Here is a 17,184-nt window from a genome sequence, read left to right as displayed (position 1 = left end):
AGGTATGTTTCCATGACTCAAAGGACCTATTTCTCTTTAATGCGCCATGCTCCCACGGACTGGAACAAGGAGAAGCGGATTCAGGGGCAGATCCAGACCGGCATCGCTCCGGAATCCCGACAGACGTGTCTTCGCTGGGGCGAGGTCTTGCTGGAGCATCAGGCCCGCTGGGGAGAGCCGGGGCCGATGACCAGGATTGTCAGCAGCGATCTGGACCGGGCGGTGCAAACGGCGAATCTTGTGAACAGAGCCCTGAAGTTGCCATTGGATAAGGATGCCGGTCTCCGGGAACAGGACTGGGGGCAGTGGTCCGGGAGACGCATTCGAGATCTGCGGGCCGAGGAAGGGGAAGAGGTCCGCAAGCAGGAGGCGCTCGGTTGGAAGTTTGCCCCGCCCGGCGGCGAGTCCCGCGTGGATGTGCGCGGAAGGGCATGGCGGTCCCTGCAACGGCTGGCCGGGGAACATCCGGGTGAACATATCCTGATCGTGACCCATCTGGGCGTGCTGAAGTGCGTGATGTACAGTCTGCTGAAGATGCGATTTCTGCCTGAGGAGGGAGATCCGCTGTTGCCTAATGCCGTGCATGGACTTGTGCTGGTTGGCGGTGAGAACTCAAGTCCGTCTGTGGAGAACAGCAGGCAATGCGAATATGCGATGAATGGGAATGAGCGCGACGGCTTCAATGGCCGGTACCGGCTTCAAATATTGGCATTGAACCAAGATGTTTTGGGTGGATAATGCATATTGTTCATTACAGTCAGCATGTCCTGGGGGTCGGGCATTTATTTCGCAGTCTGGAGATTGCCAAGGCTCTTGCTCCGCACCGGGTGGATCTGGTCACCGGGGGCGAGCACGTGCCGGTGGACCTGCCGGATCACGTCCGGCATGTGCCGTTGCCCGCACTGAGCATGGACGGCGACTTTCAAAGACTTCTGTCCACGCGTTCCGGTCACGGAGGCGATGATCCGGATCTGATCGCTTCCATCATGGATGAACGCCGCACGCGACTGCTGGAGCATGTTCGCCGTGTCAGGCCCGACATCTTTCTCGTGGAGTTGTTTCCCTTCGGCCGCAAGCGGTTCGGCTTTGAAATCCTCCCGGTTCTCAAGGTGCTTCGGGCGGGGGAATTCGGAACGTGCAGGGCGGTGTGCAGCGTCCGGGACATTCTGGTGGAGAAGAGCGATCAGGATACTTTTGAGCAGCGCGTCCTGAATCACCTGAACACGTTGTTCGATCTGGTCCTCGTCCATTCCGATCCGTCTCTGGTCCGTCTGGACGAGACGTTTTCCAGAGTCGCGGAGATTGTTCCGGAACTTAGGTATACCGGTTATGTCTCCCTTGCCGTTGATCCGGCTTCGGGCGTCGCCTTGCGCCGGGAACTGGGACTGGCTGCATCGGATCGCCTGATCGTGGCCAGCGCCGGCGGCGGAGCCGTCGGCGGAAACCTGCTGCGAGCCGTGGTGAGGGCTTCGGAACAACTGCATCAGCGACTGCCGCATCGCCTGCAGGTGTTCACCGGTCCGTTCATGGAACAGAGCGTGGCAGAGGAATTGCAATATCTTGCCCAGTCCCAGGGACATATTCGCATCGAGCGATTCACGAACCGTTTTACAGCTTGGCTGTCCGCGGCGGACCTGTCCGTTTCCATGGCTGGGTACAACACGACCATGAACCTGCTGGCCGCCGGCGCTCGAGCAATGGTGCTGCCGTTTGCTCAAAACAGGGAACAGAGCATGCGCGCCCAACGGTTGCAGCGACGAGGCGTAATGACCGTTCTCAAAGAAGATGACCTTGCGCCCTCTGTTTTTTCCGGACTTCTACACGATGCATTGAACAGAGGCCTCAACGGGCGTCGAGGCTTGGGACATCAATGCCTCGATGATGGCGTACTGCCTGTTGTGAATTTAAACGGCGCCGCGACCACGGCGGAAATCCTGGTTCGATTCGGAGTTGAACGACAAGAACATGTTGTTGAAGCAGAAGTCCATGCCGGAAAACACTCGCCTCAGCCCGATGTGGCGTAAGCCTGAATTTACGGCGGGAAGCCGGTTGACCCAGACCCTGGAGCGAGGGGTGTCCGGGAGTGTCGCAAGCTGCCCGACGATCTGGTTCCGTGCGGACGATGTGGCTGTTGCTTCAGGAAGCTTCGCGGCCATGGCGGACTGCTTTCGGCGTCACCGCATCCCGCTGGCGCCGGCAGTCGTTCCGTCCTGGCTGAGCCTTTCCCGCTGGCGGGAGATCGAAGCCGTGATGGGCAAGAACGGCAGATGGAGTTTTCATCAGCATGGGCGGCGTCATCTCAATCACGAACCCGTGGGGCGAAAAAGCGAATTCGGTCCCGCCAGGTCCGCGGAGGCTAAAAGAAGGGACATTCTGCTCGGCAGGCAGCGCCTGGAGCGGATCATGGGCGATGACTTCCTTCCCGTTTTTACAGCGCCCTGGAATCGCTTCGATGCAATCACCGGGCAATGTCTCCGCGAGTTGGGTTTTCTGGCGGCGTCCCGGAACGACAAGGCGTTCAATAGCGAACCCATTGATCTGCCGGAGATTCCGGTCAACTGCGACCTGCACACTAGGCGCGGCACGCCGAGCCAGACATGGAACGATTTCTTCGCGGAAGTGGAGAGCGGACTCCAGCGCGGACTGCTGGGCGTCATGCTCCATCACCAGCGGATGAACTCCCGGGCTTTGGAATTTCTGGACATCTTTTTGTCGGCCGTGGCCGCATCCCCGCGTCTGAGGGTGGCGTCTTTGGAGGAAATGGTGATTGAGGCAAAGTTCCTGAAGATCACCTCGACTCATGTTCGATCCACTCCGAACGGCTTTCCGATAGTGGCGCGATGAACGCATTCTGCAAGAGATGCCAAGGATGAAACGAGACCATGTCTGACGCAACGTATTCCGCTCTGCGCGATGCATCCGGCGAGCCGATGAAGAAGAACCTCGTTCGCCGGGCTGTTGTGCTTACATTTCGCAAGTCCCTGGAAATCAGCGTCAAGAATCTTCAAGTCCGTTTCCTGCGCTCCCTTATAACCATCGGCAGCCTTGTCCTGGCCACGGCGTTCCTGAGCTTCGTCCTGGTCAACCTGAACGTCGCCGCGGGATTGATGGCTCTAGGCGGCGAAGACGCAGCGGTCATGCTGACCCGGGCGGGATTCGACATCGACGAGCAGGCGCGCACCGTATCCATGAGTCCCAAGGAACGCTGGATCATCATTCTTTCCCTGCTTGTCTGCGCGGTCGGCATCGTCAATGCCCAGCTCATGGCCGTGACAGAGCGGTTTCGCGAAATCGGGATCATGAAGTGTCTGGGGGCACTGGATTCCATGATTCTGCGCCTTTTCATGCTCGAGGCGACCATGCAGGGGCTGACCGGGGCGACCCTTGGAGCGGTCTTCGGGTTTCTGTTCTCCATGGCGGTGAACTCGCTTCGCTTCGGGACCCAGGTCTGGACGACCCTGCCCTGGTCCGCGGCGGGCCTCTCCCTGCTCATAGCCGTCGGCGTGGGAGCGGTGCTCAGCCTGGTCGGAGTTCTGTACCCGGCCTATGTGGCGGCACGGATGCGGCCCGTGATGGCGCTCAAGGCGGAGCACTGACGAGCCTCATTTTCCAGCGGCGACTTTCATCTTTCGGAGAGAATCGTGACGCAACGCACAATAGTTCGAGTCATCGGGGTGACCAGAAGCTTCAGGATGGGCAAGCAGGACGTTCAGGCCCTCAAGGGCGTGGATCTGGAGATCTTCGCCGGGGAATACATATCCATCATGGGGCCGTCCGGCTCCGGAAAAAGCACCCTCTTCAACATGATCGGCGGCCTGGACAAGCCGACCGAGGGCAAGGTGTTCATCGACGAGGTGGATATCGCCCAGTTGGACGCCTACGAACTGGCATGGCTGCGCAACAGGAAGATCGGGTACATATTTCAGACCTTCAACATCATTCCCGTAATGACCGCCCTGGAAAACGTGACCCTGCCCATGACCTTCGCCGGGATGCACAGCGATGCGGCCACGGATAAGGGCATCGAACTGCTCAAGCTGGTGGGCCTGGGCGACCGTTTCCAGCACAAACCCCTGGAGCTTTCCGGCGGGCAGCAGCAGCGCGTGGCCATTGCCCGGTCCCTGGCCAACGATCCGGCCATCATTCTGGCCGATGAACCCACGGGCAACCTGGATCTGATCACTGGAGAAGAGATTATCGACCTGCTTAAAATGCTCAGCTCGGAGCGTGGCGTGACCATTATCTCCGCGACTCACGATCACAAGATGCTGGCTGTCTCGGACCGCGTGGTCTGGATTCGCGACGGTCGTGTGGACAAGATCGAGCTGCGCGAGGAGCTGAGGATTTCCGTGGGCGCGATCCATGGAATCTCCGGAAACGAAACTGATAACAACGAGAACAAGGCGACTGCCTGAAGCCTGACGAGACGCGCCATGCAACGCCGCAGATCACACCTTCGCTCCGCCTTTTCGGCCGCTGTGATCGGCTTGTTGTGGTTTGCGGCGGTGGTCTGCGCGATTCCCGCGTCCGTTGCAGCGGATGCGTTCTCTATTAGGGAACAGGGTACCGATTCCTCACTCTTTATCGCGGAATATTCAAGCGAGCCTGCCGGCGAGACGACGGCCGCGGCGGTTTCGGTCACCGACTGGGTGACCGTCTTTTCCGACCTGGGGGACCGTATTGTCGGCAGTGACGGCAATGTTCAGGCCGCGGACATCATCGAACGGGCATTTGCCGACCTGACCAGGGAAGAAGGCCGGATCATCGGACGCCAGTCCTTCGCGGTTCCGGTCCAGCAACACGTGGAAAGCTCACTCACGATGGAGGAGGACGGACGGACCATGCCCCTGCGTCCCCTGCGGCTGAACATGCTTTCCGCTCCGGCGATCACGCCGCCCGGAATCACCGCGCCGGTCATCTACGCCGGAACCGGCAGGTTCAGCGAATTCAACGGACATGTCGTCGAAGGGGCCGTGGTGCTGATGGACATGGATTCGGGCAAGAACTGGATCAATGCGTCGATGCTCGGTGCGAGCGCCCTGATCTATGTCGATCCCGGCCCGGAAGTGACCGCCGCGCCGCGCAATCTTTTCGAAGACAAGCTCGAACAGACGCCCATCGATTTTCCCCGGTTTTGGATGACCGAGACGGAGGCGGCGGATTTTTTCGGCGACCTGGACCGTCTCCGCGAACCCGGAGCGGCCACCATGGTCATCCTGAGTTCGCAAATCGCCTGGGAGAACATGGCCACGGACAACATCTACTGTCTGCTTCCGGGAACCGATCCGGAGCTGGCGGGCGAGCTGACCGTGGTGCAGGCGTTCTACGACTCCACCGGGTATGTGCCGGACAGATCTCCGGGGGCGGATGAATCCGTCTCCATCGCCACGCTGCTGTCCGTGGCCGAGGCTCTGGGCCGCGATCCTCCCCGGCGGCCGACCCTGCTTCTGGCTGCCGGCGGGCAGGCCCAGGGAGCGGCCGGAGTGCGGGAGTTCATCTGGGCCCTGGTCACAAGCGACGACAAGTTGCCGGGGATGGCCGCCGATCTGTCGCGCCGGGCCGAGCAGGCCGAAGCCGCCGTCCGGCTGCTGGACACGGACGATCCCTTCACCTCAGTCGTGCTGGCCGACCCGGACCAGAGCCACCTGCTGCGTCTGGCCTTTCAGGACGTGCTCCGGGACAGGATCGACGAACTGAGCACCAAATTGATGCGCCTGCGACTGATGCGCCACGATCCGGCCATCGACGAGCCGGAGGAGGAACTTGAACGGCGGATCCGGGACGCCGCGGCCTTGCGTCTGACGCTGATGCGGCTGCGATGGGTCGGGGCGCCCAGGGGCATGGATGTGACCATGACTCCGAGCGAACGCGATCTGCTGCTGCAGCATCGCGAACGGACATTGGTCCGACAGCGAGACATGGCCGAGGACGCCCTGGAGCAGCTCCGCCATGTCCGTAGTTCCCAGGAGCTGCGCTCCCATCTGGACGGGCTGAACATGGTGGCCTCGGCATCCCTGCATCTTTCCAGCCACGGCAACGGCGTCGGCGCCTTCGACAGGGGCTGGCTCTATGAGTTGCTGGATGTCGTCGTGCGGACCAGGCAGTTCAGCAACCTTGACGAACTGCTTCGCAACACCGGGCAACGACTCAGGGGAGCCGACGGCGCGGATCTTTCCGGGCTGTTTCACGACACGCTTCGGCCAAGCCGGATTCGTCCCTGGCAAAGCTGGCTGCCGGACCGGCCTTTCATGGGCGGCGAGCCCGTGGCTCTGGCGGCCCTTCCGGGATTCACCCTGGCCACGGTGAACGATGCCCGCGCCTTCTGGGGAACTCCCTACGACGTGCCGGAATACATGAACCTGGAGTACGTGCGCCGTCAGGCGGAGGTCGTCACCGGCCTGGTGCGCGCTCTGGTGGACGAGCCCATACCAGATCCCCGCGCCGATCCGCAGAACGGCTTTGCCGAACTCACGGCCCGGGTCAATCTGCTCCGGCAGGGAGAGCTTTTCCCGGATCAGCCCTCGGTGGGCGGCGTCTTTCTGATTTTTCAGGGGCCGGTGCGCTTCTGGACCATGGTCGACACCACCGGGCATTTTCACGTCAAGGGGCTGGCGATTCGCCGGCAAACCATCCACAAGGCCATTCTGGAAGGATTCAATTTCGATCCCCTGACCGGCCGCGCGGTGCATGCCGTGGACAAGACCAGGACCGGACTGGACAATTACCGGGTCCGAATGCGCGCCCGGGATGAAACCACGGATCTGACCATGTTTCATGTCGGGCAGTCCACGTACTTCTCCATGCTTGAACCCCGGACGTTCCACTACCTCTACGTGCCCAGACTGATCGACTCCAGAACCGAGGCCGAACCCTTGCGCAACTGGTACAGCCGACTGGACACCAGGGCTTCCACCCTGGGCACCTTTTTTCTGGAGAGGGACCTTCCCCTGAAATTGACCTTGTCCGACAATTTCATCGACACCAAGGTCGTCCTGCTGAACGCGGACCAGGAACATCCCCTGGGGCTCGGGTACCGGATCGGGGAATGGCCCATTGTTCCAATGACCGAATACATGGCCGCAAGGGACATGTGGAGCCTGCTGATGCCCCGGGTGGAAAACCTGGAAGGCAGGGGCATCGTCAACGAACGGATCCGCGAACTGCACACCAAGGGCCGCCAGGCCCTGGAGCAGGCGCAACTGGCGCGCGAAGAACTGCGCTGGGACGACTTCCAGCGCGAAGCGGGGACGTCCCTGGCCTTCGCCTCCCTGGTCTACAACGACGTGGACCGGACCCAGCGCGACGTGCTGGTCGGGGTGCTGTTCTACGTGGCCCTGTTCATCCCGTTCTCCTATTGCATGGAGCGACTGATATTCGGATTTACCGACATCCACAGGCGGATCGTCGCCTTTTTCGGATTCATGGTGCTGATCATCGGGGCGGTGTACATGGTTCATCCGGCCTTTCAGCTGACCTACAGCCCCATGGTCGTCATCCTGGCCTTTTTTATTCTCGGCCTCTCCCTGCTGGTGGCGATGATCATTTTTTCGCGGTTCGAACGGGAGGTCGAGGATCTCCAGCGGCGTTCGCGGCACCTGAAGACCATGAACATCAGCCGCGCCGGGGCGTTCACCGCGGCGTTCATTCTCGGCGTGAGCAACCTGCGCCGCCGGCCTCTGCGGACGTTGCTGACATGCATTACCCTGACCATACTGACCTTCACGATCATGAATTTCACGGCAGTGCGCAGCGTGCGCCAGGAAGGATGGTCCCAGTTCAGCGCCACGGCGTCCTATTCCGGCGCCATGATGAAGTATCTGGGATGGCAGGACATGCCCGTGGAGGCCCTGTCCATCGTGGATAATTTTTTCGAAGGTCGAGGGGTGGTCGCGCCCAGAGCCTGGTACATCACCGAAGACATGACCTCGGCGCCCATGGTTCCCATCTTCCGGGGGGAATCCTCGGACATCGCCCGGGGATTGGTGGGACTGAGCCATGCGGAACCGCTGGTCAGCGGATTGGATGCGATGCTGGTTCAGGGCCGCTGGTTCGCGGAAGGCGAGCGCAGTGCGGTGATTCTTCCCGAAGGCATGGCCCGCAGACTCGGAGTGCGGCTGGAATCTCTCGAAGAACGCATGGTCACGCTCTGGGGACAGCGGTTCGAGGTGGTGGGCGTCTTGGCCGATGACGGCCTGGACAGACGTCCGGATCTGGACGGCGAGCCCATTACTCCGGTCTTCTATCCCAGCGAAGCGGCCCAGGTGATCAGCACCGTGGAGGCGGAAGCCATCGAGACCGGCCGGGACGTGCTCATGTACCGGAGCCGCTACCAGCATGTTTCCGGGGACCAGACGGTGATCATCCCGGCCGAGACGCTGCTCTCCCTGGGCGGAGGGGCCGGTCGGCTCAAGGCCCTGGCCGTTTCGGCTCTGGAGGGCGAGGAGGACGCCGTGTTGGCCGCGGAACTCGGGGAGCGCTTCGGGTTGATGCTCTTTCGCGGCGGCAGGGACGGGACCTCGATCTTTTTCGCGGCCAACGCCATGAGCTACCAGGGTTTCGCGAACATCCTGATCCCGTTGCTCATCGCCGCGCTGATCGTTCTGAACACCATGATCGGCAGCGTGCACGAACGCAAACGCGAAATCGCCGTCTATACCTCGGTGGGACTGGCCCCTTCCCATGTCGGCTTCCTCTTTCTGGCCGAATCCCTGGCCCTGGCGGTGATCAGCGTGGTGACCGGATATCTGCTGGCTCAGGGTGCGGCGGCCTTTCTGGCCGGAACCCCGCTTTGGGCCGGGATGACCGCCAACTATTCCTCCACGGCCGGGGTCGGGGCCATGGCTCTGGTCATCGCCGTGGTCCTGGCCTCGACAATCTATCCCGCGAGAATGGCCGCGCAAATCGCCATCCCGGACGTGAACCGCTCCTGGACCATGCCCAAGGCGGACGGCGACCGGTTGGAGGTCGTGCTGCCCTTTCTGATCAAGCTGGAGGAACAGGTCTGCGCCGGAGGCTTCTTGATGGAATATTTTCGGTCTCACCAGGGCATCACTCACGGAGCGTTCTCCACGGACAACCTGTCCTGCGAGGCCGTGCAACGGGGCGATCCCTTCTTTTCCAAGGAGCATGCCGACAAGCCCCAGTACATGATGACGCTGCGCGTCTGGCTGGCGCCCTTCGACTTCGGCATCCGGCAGACGGTGAGGATCGTCTTTCGTCCGTCAAGCGCATACGAAGGCTTTCGTGAGATCCTGGTCCGCATCGACCGCGAGGCGGGCGAACACAAGGCCTGGCAGAATCAGAACAAGGTCTTTCTGAATGATTTGCGCAAGCAGTTGCTGGTGTGGCGATCTTTGGAAGAAGCCATGCAGGGCGCCTATGAGGAAAAATTCCATCAGGAGCTTGCCGATGCAGCGCCATCCCCGGGCAAGGACAGGACGCCATGACTGAGGTCGTTCGTCCCAGAGCATTCATCGTCGGACTCGTCCTGGGTCTGATCCTGTGCGTGATCACCCCGTACAACAGTGCCTATCTGCACAACACCTCCCTCGGGGGAGGGCACTTTCCCCTGGCCCCCTTTTTCATCGCGGCCTGGTTGTTCGTCTTTTCGGCCTTTACCGGCTGGCTGCGCAAGGGGCCCGGCGTCTTTTCCGGCAACGAAGTGCTCACGATGTGGGTCTTCATGGTCGTCTTTTCAGGCGTTTCCTATGCCGGACTGGCCCAGACCTTTTTTATCAACATCACGGCGCCCTTCTATTTCGCTGCGGATGGATTCCGCTGGGCCGAGTCCCTGCAGCCCCTGCTGCCGGGGGCGTGGTACCCCGACGCCGCTGAAGGCGGTGCGGGATTCGACGCCGTGCGGACCATCTATGACGGTCTGGACGGCGGGTGGGACATGTCTTGGACCGAGGTGCTCCGGAGCATCCATTGGGATGTCTGGGTCGGCCCGCTCATCACCTGGAGCGCGTTCGTGCTGCTGTGCTTCTTCGTCATGTTCTGCCTGATGGCCCTGCTGGGCAAGCAGTGGGTCGTCAACGAGCGGATCACCTTTCCCCTGCTGCGCGTTCCGCAGCTCATGGGCGAAGCCTTGGACAACCGCGGCATGGGGGCTTTTTTCCGGGACCGCTTTTTGCTGGTCGGATTGCTCTCGGCTGCTGTCCTGCATTTGCTCAACGGTCTGCACTTCTATTTTCCGCATGTTCCAGAGCTGCCGACCCTGATTCTGGCCGGCGGCTACTTTCCGAAATACGGGCTCTTCTCCGGTTTTTACAACCTGCGGATCTATATTTTTCCGGCCTTTATCGCTTTCGCCTTCCTGGCGCCGCGCCAGATTTCCTTCAGCTTCTGGTTTTTCTATCTCCTGGCCGGACTGGGCACCGGCCTGCTCTATGTCTCCGGACTGCAATTCCCGCAGGCCGCTCTGGGGGCGACATTCGGCGCCGATTTTGCCCGGCCTGAAGAGGCGCAGACCATCGGGGCCTATCTGATCTTCTTCCTGTTCATCCTCTGGCTGGCCCGTACTCATCTGCGGCAGCAGGCCGCGCTGATGTTTCGGTCGCGGAAAAGAACAGCGGAAGGGGAGGGGAGTCATGATCGGGAATCCGACCGGGACAATTGGGAAACTTCCGGATGGCCGATGTGGGGGCTGCTCGTGGGCGGGCTTTGCCTGATCTGGTGGTGCTGGTCCTTTGGGTTGCCCATGGTAGCGGCGGTGCTCGTGCCCCTGGCCTTTTTTCTGGTGCTCATCGTGTCCAGCCGGATCATCGTCCAGGGAGGGCTGCCGATCTTCCCCCTGACCGCCGCTCCCATGGACGGTCTGATCGGGACGTTCGGCAGCGGCTTCCTGGGCAACGCGGGGCTGCTGGCCACGGCCGTGATGCAGAAGGTTCTGTTTCTGAGCCTGCGGGAATCGCTGTTGCCGACGCTCTTTCACTCGGCCAAGGTTTCGGAGAATGTCCGCAATCGTCGGGTCTGGTTCGCGGTGCTTGGAGGAACCCTGGTGGTCGCCGTGGTCCTTTCCTTCGTGACCATGCTGGCTCTGAGCTACAGGTACGGCGTTCGGGACATGGACATGGACTGGGCCACAAGCTCGACCATCGCCGCCTACGAGAACGTCCAGCGGTTGTTGGACGTGCCCACCGGCCCGAACGAATGGATCGTCAGCTTTGCCGGGGTGGGCGCGCTGATCATGCTTTTTCTGGTGTTCATGTACTACAGGGTAACCTGGTGGAGCCTGCATCCCATCGGCTACCTCACCGCCTACAGCACCGGCATGCAGATGCTCTGGTTTTCGTTTTTCGTGGGCTGGCTCTGCAACCGCCTCTGCCTGCGCTACGGCGGCACGAGCCTGTTCAATCAGGTCAGGTTTTTTTTCGTCGGCCTTGTGCTCGGCGACTTTCTGATGGGCGGCATCTGGGCCCTGGTGGGTATGTTCGCCGGGACGAGCTACCAGGTCTTCCCATTGTAATACGATTTCTGAATTCAATGCTCTCGTAACCGTTACTGTAGGTTGTCGAAATCGTAATTGAAATCGGTATCGAAATCGGGTTGGAGATCGAAATAAGGTCACACTCACAAAGAAAGCATTATCAAATGTAACTGCTCAATAAAGCCGGGCGTTGAGGTTTCCTGTGCAATGTTTCCCAACTACGCGGAGTTTGGTGATCCAGCTACTGGGGCCACGCTCCAGCCGGAACTTGGTTCTGAATGCGCTACACCGCTGCCGCACTGGGGTGCGGCGCTCCCAGGATTTATCTCTTTGATTGCCGCAAGTTTTTGAGCAGTTACTATCAAATGAGAATGCAGCCCAACTGCAATGGCGTGCCCGCCTGAAGGCTTCAAATCAAGGCAATGTGACAGCCCATGCGTGAAGACAAGGAACTCAAAGAATATCGGGATCTTCTGGTCCCTCCGAAGCATTTCGAGGAGGGGTTCGACTGGAAAACCATCATCGGGGCGGTCTTCATCGGCTTCCTGATGATGCCCGGTTCCATGTATCTGCAGCTGGTTATCGGTCAGGGCATCGGGCCGGCGGCGCGCTGGGTGACCATCATCCTTTTCGCGGAAATCGCCAAGCGATCCTACACGGAACTCAAGCAGCAGGAGGTGTTCCTGCTCTATTACATGGCCGGGGCGGCCCTGGCCTCGCCGTTCCAGGGATTGATCTGGAGCCAGTACCTGGTCCAGTCCGACGCGGCCAGAATGCTGGGGCTGGTGGAATTCATCCCGGAGTGGATCGCTCCGCAACCCGAATCCGAATCCTACCTGGAACGAACATTTCTGCATCGGGATTGGCTGATTCCCATTCTCCTGCTCTTCGGCGCGCAGCTTATCCAGCGCATCGACCATTTCGGCCTGGGCTACGCCCTGTACCGGATCACTTCGGATGTAGAAAAGCTGCCCTTCCCGATGGCGCCGGTGGGCGCACTGGGCACCATGGCCCTGGCGGAATCCACCGAGGATCGCAAGACGGGGTGGAAGTGGCGGGTGTTTTCCATCGGAGGGGTGATCGGGATGCTTTTCGGTTTTTTCTACGTGCTCCTGCCCGCTCTTTCAGGTCTGCTGCTGGCCGAGCAGATCCGCCTGATCCCCATACCGTGGATCGAGTTGACCCAGCACACCGAAGGCATCCTGCCCGCGGTGGCCATGGGCCTGCAGCTGGATCTGGGGCTGGTCTTCGTGGGCATGGTCCTGCCGTTCTGGGCAGTAATCGGCGGATTCGTGGGCCTGCTGATCACGGTGATGGCCAATCCCGTGCTCTACAGCCAGGGCATCCTGCACCGCTGGCACCCAGGCATGGCCACCGTGGAAACGGTCTTTGCCAATAATTTCGACTTCTATATGAGTTTCGGCATCGGTCTGGGCCTGGCCATCGCGGTGATCGGCATCTGGTCCGTGGTCAGTTCCTTGCGTCGATCCGGGCACGGCAAGCTGGACTTCAGCCTGCTCTTCAATCCTCCCAAGGGCCGGGGGGACATCAATTTCTGGGTCTCCATCGGCATTTACGTCTTTTCCACCTGGGCCTACATCGGACTCTGCCTGCTCCTGGTGCCGACATTCCCCTGGATCTTCTTCGTGGTCTACGGTTTCGTCTACACGCCGATCATTTCCTACATCTCGGCGCGCATGGAGGGCATGGCCGGGCAGTTCGTCAGTCTGCCCCTGGTCCGGGAGGCCAGCTTCATCGCCGGAGCCCGGTTTTTCGGCTACCAGGGCATCGAGATCTGGTACGCGCCCATTCCGATGCACAACTACGGCGAGGCTACGGTGCAGTTTCGTCAGATCGAACTGACCGGGACAAGTTTGCGGGGCATCATCAAGGCCGAGATCCTGGTCTTCCCCATCGTCATCACCGCGTCGCTGATCTTTTCCCAATTCCTGTGGCGACTGGCGCCCATACCCTCGGCCGGCTATCCGTACGCCCAGGAACTCTGGCACCTGCAGGCGCTGAATTCGCTGCTCCTGCAGACGTCGACCCTGGAAGGGGATTCCCTGTTCTTTCAGGCCCTCAACATCGTGATCGTCGGCGCGGGAGCGGTTTTCGGCCTGGTCACCTACGCCATCCTGTCCCTGCTGGGGCTGCCGGTCCTGCTCATCTACGGCGTGGTCCGCGGGTTGGGGCAGAGCACGCCTCACGGCATTATCCTCGAGGTCTTCGGCGCGCTGCTGGGCAGGTATTATTTCTACAAAAAATACGGCGCATCCTGGCGACAGTACGCGCCCGTGCTCCTGGCCGGCTTTTCCTGCGGCATGGGACTGACCGGCATGATGGCCATGGGCTTCACCCTGATACTCAAGTCGCTGGGACGGCTGGCGTATTGACAGCGGTTTGAGCGGCCAACGGGAGCGGGCGGCGGTTCAATCTTTCAATCCTTAAGACTATCTGTTGATGTTCCCGAGGAACGGCAATGCAGCTGAGACCGACAACCACAAGCCGGGAAAACGTGATCCGGAGCCGTCGGCCGCGCCGCCAGAGGCGGGGCAGGATGCGTGGCCGCCGTCCGGGGGGGAGAGTGGCAAGCGCCAGAGGCAGGTTGCGGCATTTTCGGCAGGCCACGTTGCTTGCCGTGGCCATAACCAGTCTTCTCCTGCTGTTGATCGCTCCGTGGGAAGCCGGTCTCGCCATTGATGCCGGAGAACCGTCTCCGGCATCGGAAGCCGTTTCCCCGGCCCCCGCGGATCCGGACCAGGATTTGTCTCCGGAGCGGGAGGGCCAAAGTCCGGAACCCACCGAACCCATCGGCCAGGCCGCGGCCGAGGAGGCGGCCCGGACTCTGGAAACGCTCTGGTATGGATTGTACGGCAATCTGCCCAAATTTCTGGTGGTCCTGGGCGTCGTCGTCGTGGCCTGGGTTCTGGTGCGGCTCGTCCGTCCTCTTCTACGCAGGACACTCAAGCGTTGGGAAAAGGCCGATGCCGTTGTCGCGCTCATCGGCATCGTCATCTGGATCTTCGCCGCCGGCATATCACTGAGCGTTCTGGCCGGAGACATCCGGGCCCTTGTCGGCTCCCTCGGCCTGATCGGTCTGGCATTGTCCTGGGCGCTGCAGACGCCCATTGAAAGCTTCAGCGGCTGGCTGCTCAACTCGTTCAAGGGATATTACCGCGTTGGGGACCGGGTGGCGGTGGGGGACGTGTTCGGCGACGTCTACCAGATCGATTATCTCGCGACCACGGTCTGGGAAATCGGGTCTCCAAGCCGGGGAGGATTCGTCCAGGCCGAACAGCCTACCGGACGGCTGATCACTTTTCCCAACAATGAGGTGTTGGCTGGGACCGTGGTCAACCTGACCCGCGACTTTCCCTACGTATGGGACGAACTGACCGTGCCCCTGGCCAACGAATCGGACCTCGGCCTCGGGATGCGCGTCCTGACCGATGTTGCCCGGGAGCTGTTGGAACCCCACATGTCCGCGCCCGCCCACCGCTACGCCGAGATCCTGGAAAGAGCCGGCCTGGAAGTCGGAGTGGCCGAAGAACCACGGGTCTTCGTCTCCATGAATGAGTCCTGGACGGACCTGACCATCCGCTATCTGGTAAATGCCCGCGAACGTCGCAAATGGAAGAGCGAACTGACCATGCGGGTCATGGCCGAGCTGAAGAAAGAAAAACATGCCGGTCATCTGATCAGCGTCTTCCCGCGCAGACAAGTCCAGTTCATCGGACCGGACGGTCTGGCGGTCAAGCCTTCCTAAAGCCGCCGGGCATGGTCCGGCCCGGCGGGAGGGACTCCCGCACCGGGCTCTTGCCTCGGGTCCAAGCGAAGTCCTCCTGGTCAGTCGCACTTGAAAAGTGCAATCGTATCAAGCCCCAAGGCGGGCCGTGCCCGCAACCTAAACTGAAGATATTTGAACCGCCCGCTTCGCTCGAGGCACGGAGGACGCCAAGAAGAATTTTTGCCTTCCGCTGGAAAGACGCGGCAGGCATAAGGCTTCACGCCTGACGGCGAAGTGACATCACCCCGGCAGGGGTGAGACATTCTTTTGGAAAGCAGCTCTTTCCCTGCTTCCAAAATGTTTCCTTGGCGTCCCCTGCGCCTTGAGCGTAGCGGGCGGTTATCTCAAGACCGTCACCCGGGTTTGGACAATACTCCTCCTTCGGGTTCAAAACTTCTTGTTTTTTCTTGCAGGCTATCAGGAGTAAGTCACTAAAGATAGGAGATTCAAGCATGTTTTCCTCCATTATCCGTGTTCTCTCTATTCTACTCCTTTTTCTGGTACTCGGTAATATGGCGACGGTTGAGGCCGCCAACGACGAAATTGTGGCAAAGCGGCAGTGCGCGACCGAACCGGATTTGGTCAAATACCTGGAAATCGCAGCCCTGAACAATCCCGAACTGGAGGCGGCTTTCAACAGGTGGAAGGCCGCTCTGGAAAAGGCTCCCCAGGTTTCTGCCCTGCCTGATCCCCGCTTTACGTTCGCGTATTTCATCCGGGAGGTGGAAACGCGTGTGGGGCCGCAAAGCTACCGGGTCGGACTGATGCAGGCCTTTCCGTGGCTGGGTAAGCGCGGACTGATGGAAGAACAGGCCCTGAGCGAAGCCCGAGTCGCCGAGGCGCAGTTCAATGCGCTCAGATGGCGGATTCGTGCCCAAGTGAAGGAAGCATACCTGGAATATGCCTATCTTGCCGAGGCAATCCGTATCGCCGGGGATAGCGTGGAGCTTATGGAGTACCTCTCGCAGGTCGCCGTTGATCGATTCGCCGTCGGCGACGCCCAGTACGTGGATGTGGTCGAGGTGAACCTGCGCCTTGGAATTCTTCTGGATCGACACAGGACATTGCAGGATCTGCGTCGGCCGGCCGCGGCCCGCTTGAATGCCGTGATGAACAGGCCGCTGGATGCGACTCTCCCCTTTCCGGACAACGTGCCTTTGGTCCATTTGGAGTCGACTCCGAACGAGCTGCGGGCCTTGCTGCTCCACGCGAGCCCTGAGCTCGATTCCTTGGAGCACATGGCCGATGCCGCGCAAAAAGCCCAGGACGTGGCCAGGAAGGAGTATTATCCCGAAATTACCCTGGGTCTCGAAACCATACAAACAAGGGAAGCCCGGGGTCCGGTTATTCCTCCCGACAGCGGAAAGGACGCGATCGTCGCCAGCATCAGTCTGAACATTCCCATCTGGAGGGAAAGACGGGACGCTGCGGTGCGCGAGGCCGGTCTCACGAGAATCGCAGCCCTGAGAGAACATGTCTCGCAGGCCAATATGCTTGGAGCGGAATTGGAAATGCTCCACTATGAGTACCGGGATGCCGCCAGAAGGAGAGAGCTGTATCAGGACACGCTCATTCCCCAGGCCAGGCAGGCACTGGAGGTGACTCTGGAGGCGTTTGGGACGGGGAATCGTAATGCAGCCGACCTGGTGACCGCGGAAAACACCTTACTTGAATTCGAGTTGGCCCATGTGCGCGCCCAAACCGATCAGGCAGTGCGGGTCGCCAGGATGGAAAACCTGCTGGCCAGTGAAATTTCATGCGTGGACATCGAAACCGACGAAGAGTTGCTCTCATGGTCCACTTTGCCATGAATGTTTCCTGATCCGACAACCAGAAACCGTGCCTCCTGAAGGATGCTTAGCAGGAGCAATTAATGAGAAATTTAAAAAATAAAAGATTTCTTTTCCTTAGTGTATTCATGTTGATGCTGCTGTTTATTCTTGCAGCGGTTATTATCTATCGAGTTTTC

At 60.4% G+C, this 17,184-nt stretch carries 11 protein-coding genes; 10 read left to right on the top strand and 1 reads right to left on the bottom strand.

Annotated elements, in window-relative coordinates; all coding sequences use genetic code 11:
- Window positions 1-12 precede the first annotated feature (12 nt).
- The 9 genes from BLP93_RS02125 to BLP93_RS02085 all read left to right on the top strand — a co-directional run bounded on the left by BLP93_RS02125 (window position 13) and on the right by BLP93_RS02085 (window position 15,194).
- On the top strand, window positions 13-738 hold the full coding sequence (locus BLP93_RS02125) for a histidine phosphatase family protein (protein WP_092116737.1): 726 nt from the start codon (window positions 13-15) through the stop codon (window positions 736-738).
- Window positions 738-2,024: a glycosyltransferase family protein gene (locus tag BLP93_RS02120; RefSeq protein ID WP_092116735.1), complete on the top strand. Its 1,287-nt coding sequence runs from the start codon at window positions 738-740 to the stop codon at window positions 2,022-2,024. The genes BLP93_RS02125 and BLP93_RS02120 overlap by 1 nt, the downstream gene beginning before the upstream one ends.
- Window positions 1,987-2,844, top strand: a complete 858-nt coding sequence (locus BLP93_RS02115; protein WP_161946165.1) for a polysaccharide deacetylase family protein — start codon at window positions 1,987-1,989, stop codon at window positions 2,842-2,844. Before BLP93_RS02120 ends, BLP93_RS02115 begins: the two co-directional genes overlap by 38 nt.
- A gap of 86 nt (window positions 2,845-2,930) precedes the next feature.
- Window positions 2,931-3,596: an ABC transporter permease gene (locus BLP93_RS02110; protein ID WP_092116969.1), complete on the top strand. Its 666-nt coding sequence runs from the start codon at window positions 2,931-2,933 to the stop codon at window positions 3,594-3,596.
- A gap of 96 nt (window positions 3,597-3,692) precedes the next feature.
- Window positions 3,693-4,415, top strand: coding sequence for an ABC transporter ATP-binding protein (locus BLP93_RS02105; RefSeq protein WP_425248211.1), 723 nt, complete (start codon window positions 3,693-3,695; stop codon window positions 4,413-4,415).
- An 18-nt stretch (window positions 4,416-4,433) separates the two neighbouring features.
- Entirely contained in the window at window positions 4,434-9,446 is a 5,013-nt protein-coding gene (locus tag BLP93_RS02100) for an ABC transporter permease (protein ID WP_092116729.1), read from the top strand.
- Complete coding sequence (locus BLP93_RS02095) at window positions 9,443-11,467, top strand: DUF6785 family protein (RefSeq protein WP_092116727.1); 2,025 nt, start codon at window positions 9,443-9,445, stop codon at window positions 11,465-11,467. Before BLP93_RS02100 ends, BLP93_RS02095 begins: the two co-directional genes overlap by 4 nt.
- 395 nt (window positions 11,468-11,862) lie before the next feature.
- A complete protein-coding gene (locus tag BLP93_RS02090; RefSeq protein ID WP_092116725.1) occupies window positions 11,863-13,821 on the top strand; it encodes a peptide transporter in 1,959 nt (652 codons plus the stop codon).
- 86 nt (window positions 13,822-13,907) lie between these two features.
- Entirely contained in the window at window positions 13,908-15,194 is a 1,287-nt protein-coding gene (locus BLP93_RS02085; protein ID WP_208596544.1) for a mechanosensitive ion channel family protein, read from the top strand.
- Between the two features lie 238 nt (window positions 15,195-15,432).
- Here BLP93_RS02085 and BLP93_RS02080 read toward each other — a convergent pair whose 3' ends face one another.
- Complete coding sequence (locus tag BLP93_RS02080; protein WP_139162891.1) at window positions 15,433-15,669, bottom strand: hypothetical protein; 237 nt, start codon at window positions 15,667-15,669, stop codon at window positions 15,433-15,435.
- Here BLP93_RS02080 and BLP93_RS02075 point away from each other — a divergent pair.
- Entirely contained in the window at window positions 15,668-17,026 is a 1,359-nt protein-coding gene (locus BLP93_RS02075; RefSeq protein WP_092116721.1) for a TolC family protein, read from the top strand. The two genes, BLP93_RS02080 and BLP93_RS02075, sit on opposite strands and share 2 nt — an antisense overlap.
- Window positions 17,027-17,184: the final 158 nt, after the last annotated feature.

The sequence above is a fragment of the Desulfonatronum thiosulfatophilum genome (assembly GCF_900104215.1).
Lineage (GTDB): Bacteria > Desulfobacterota > Desulfovibrionia > Desulfovibrionales > Desulfonatronaceae > Desulfonatronum > Desulfonatronum thiosulfatophilum.
This window is presented reverse-complemented; position numbering and strand designations above follow the sequence as displayed.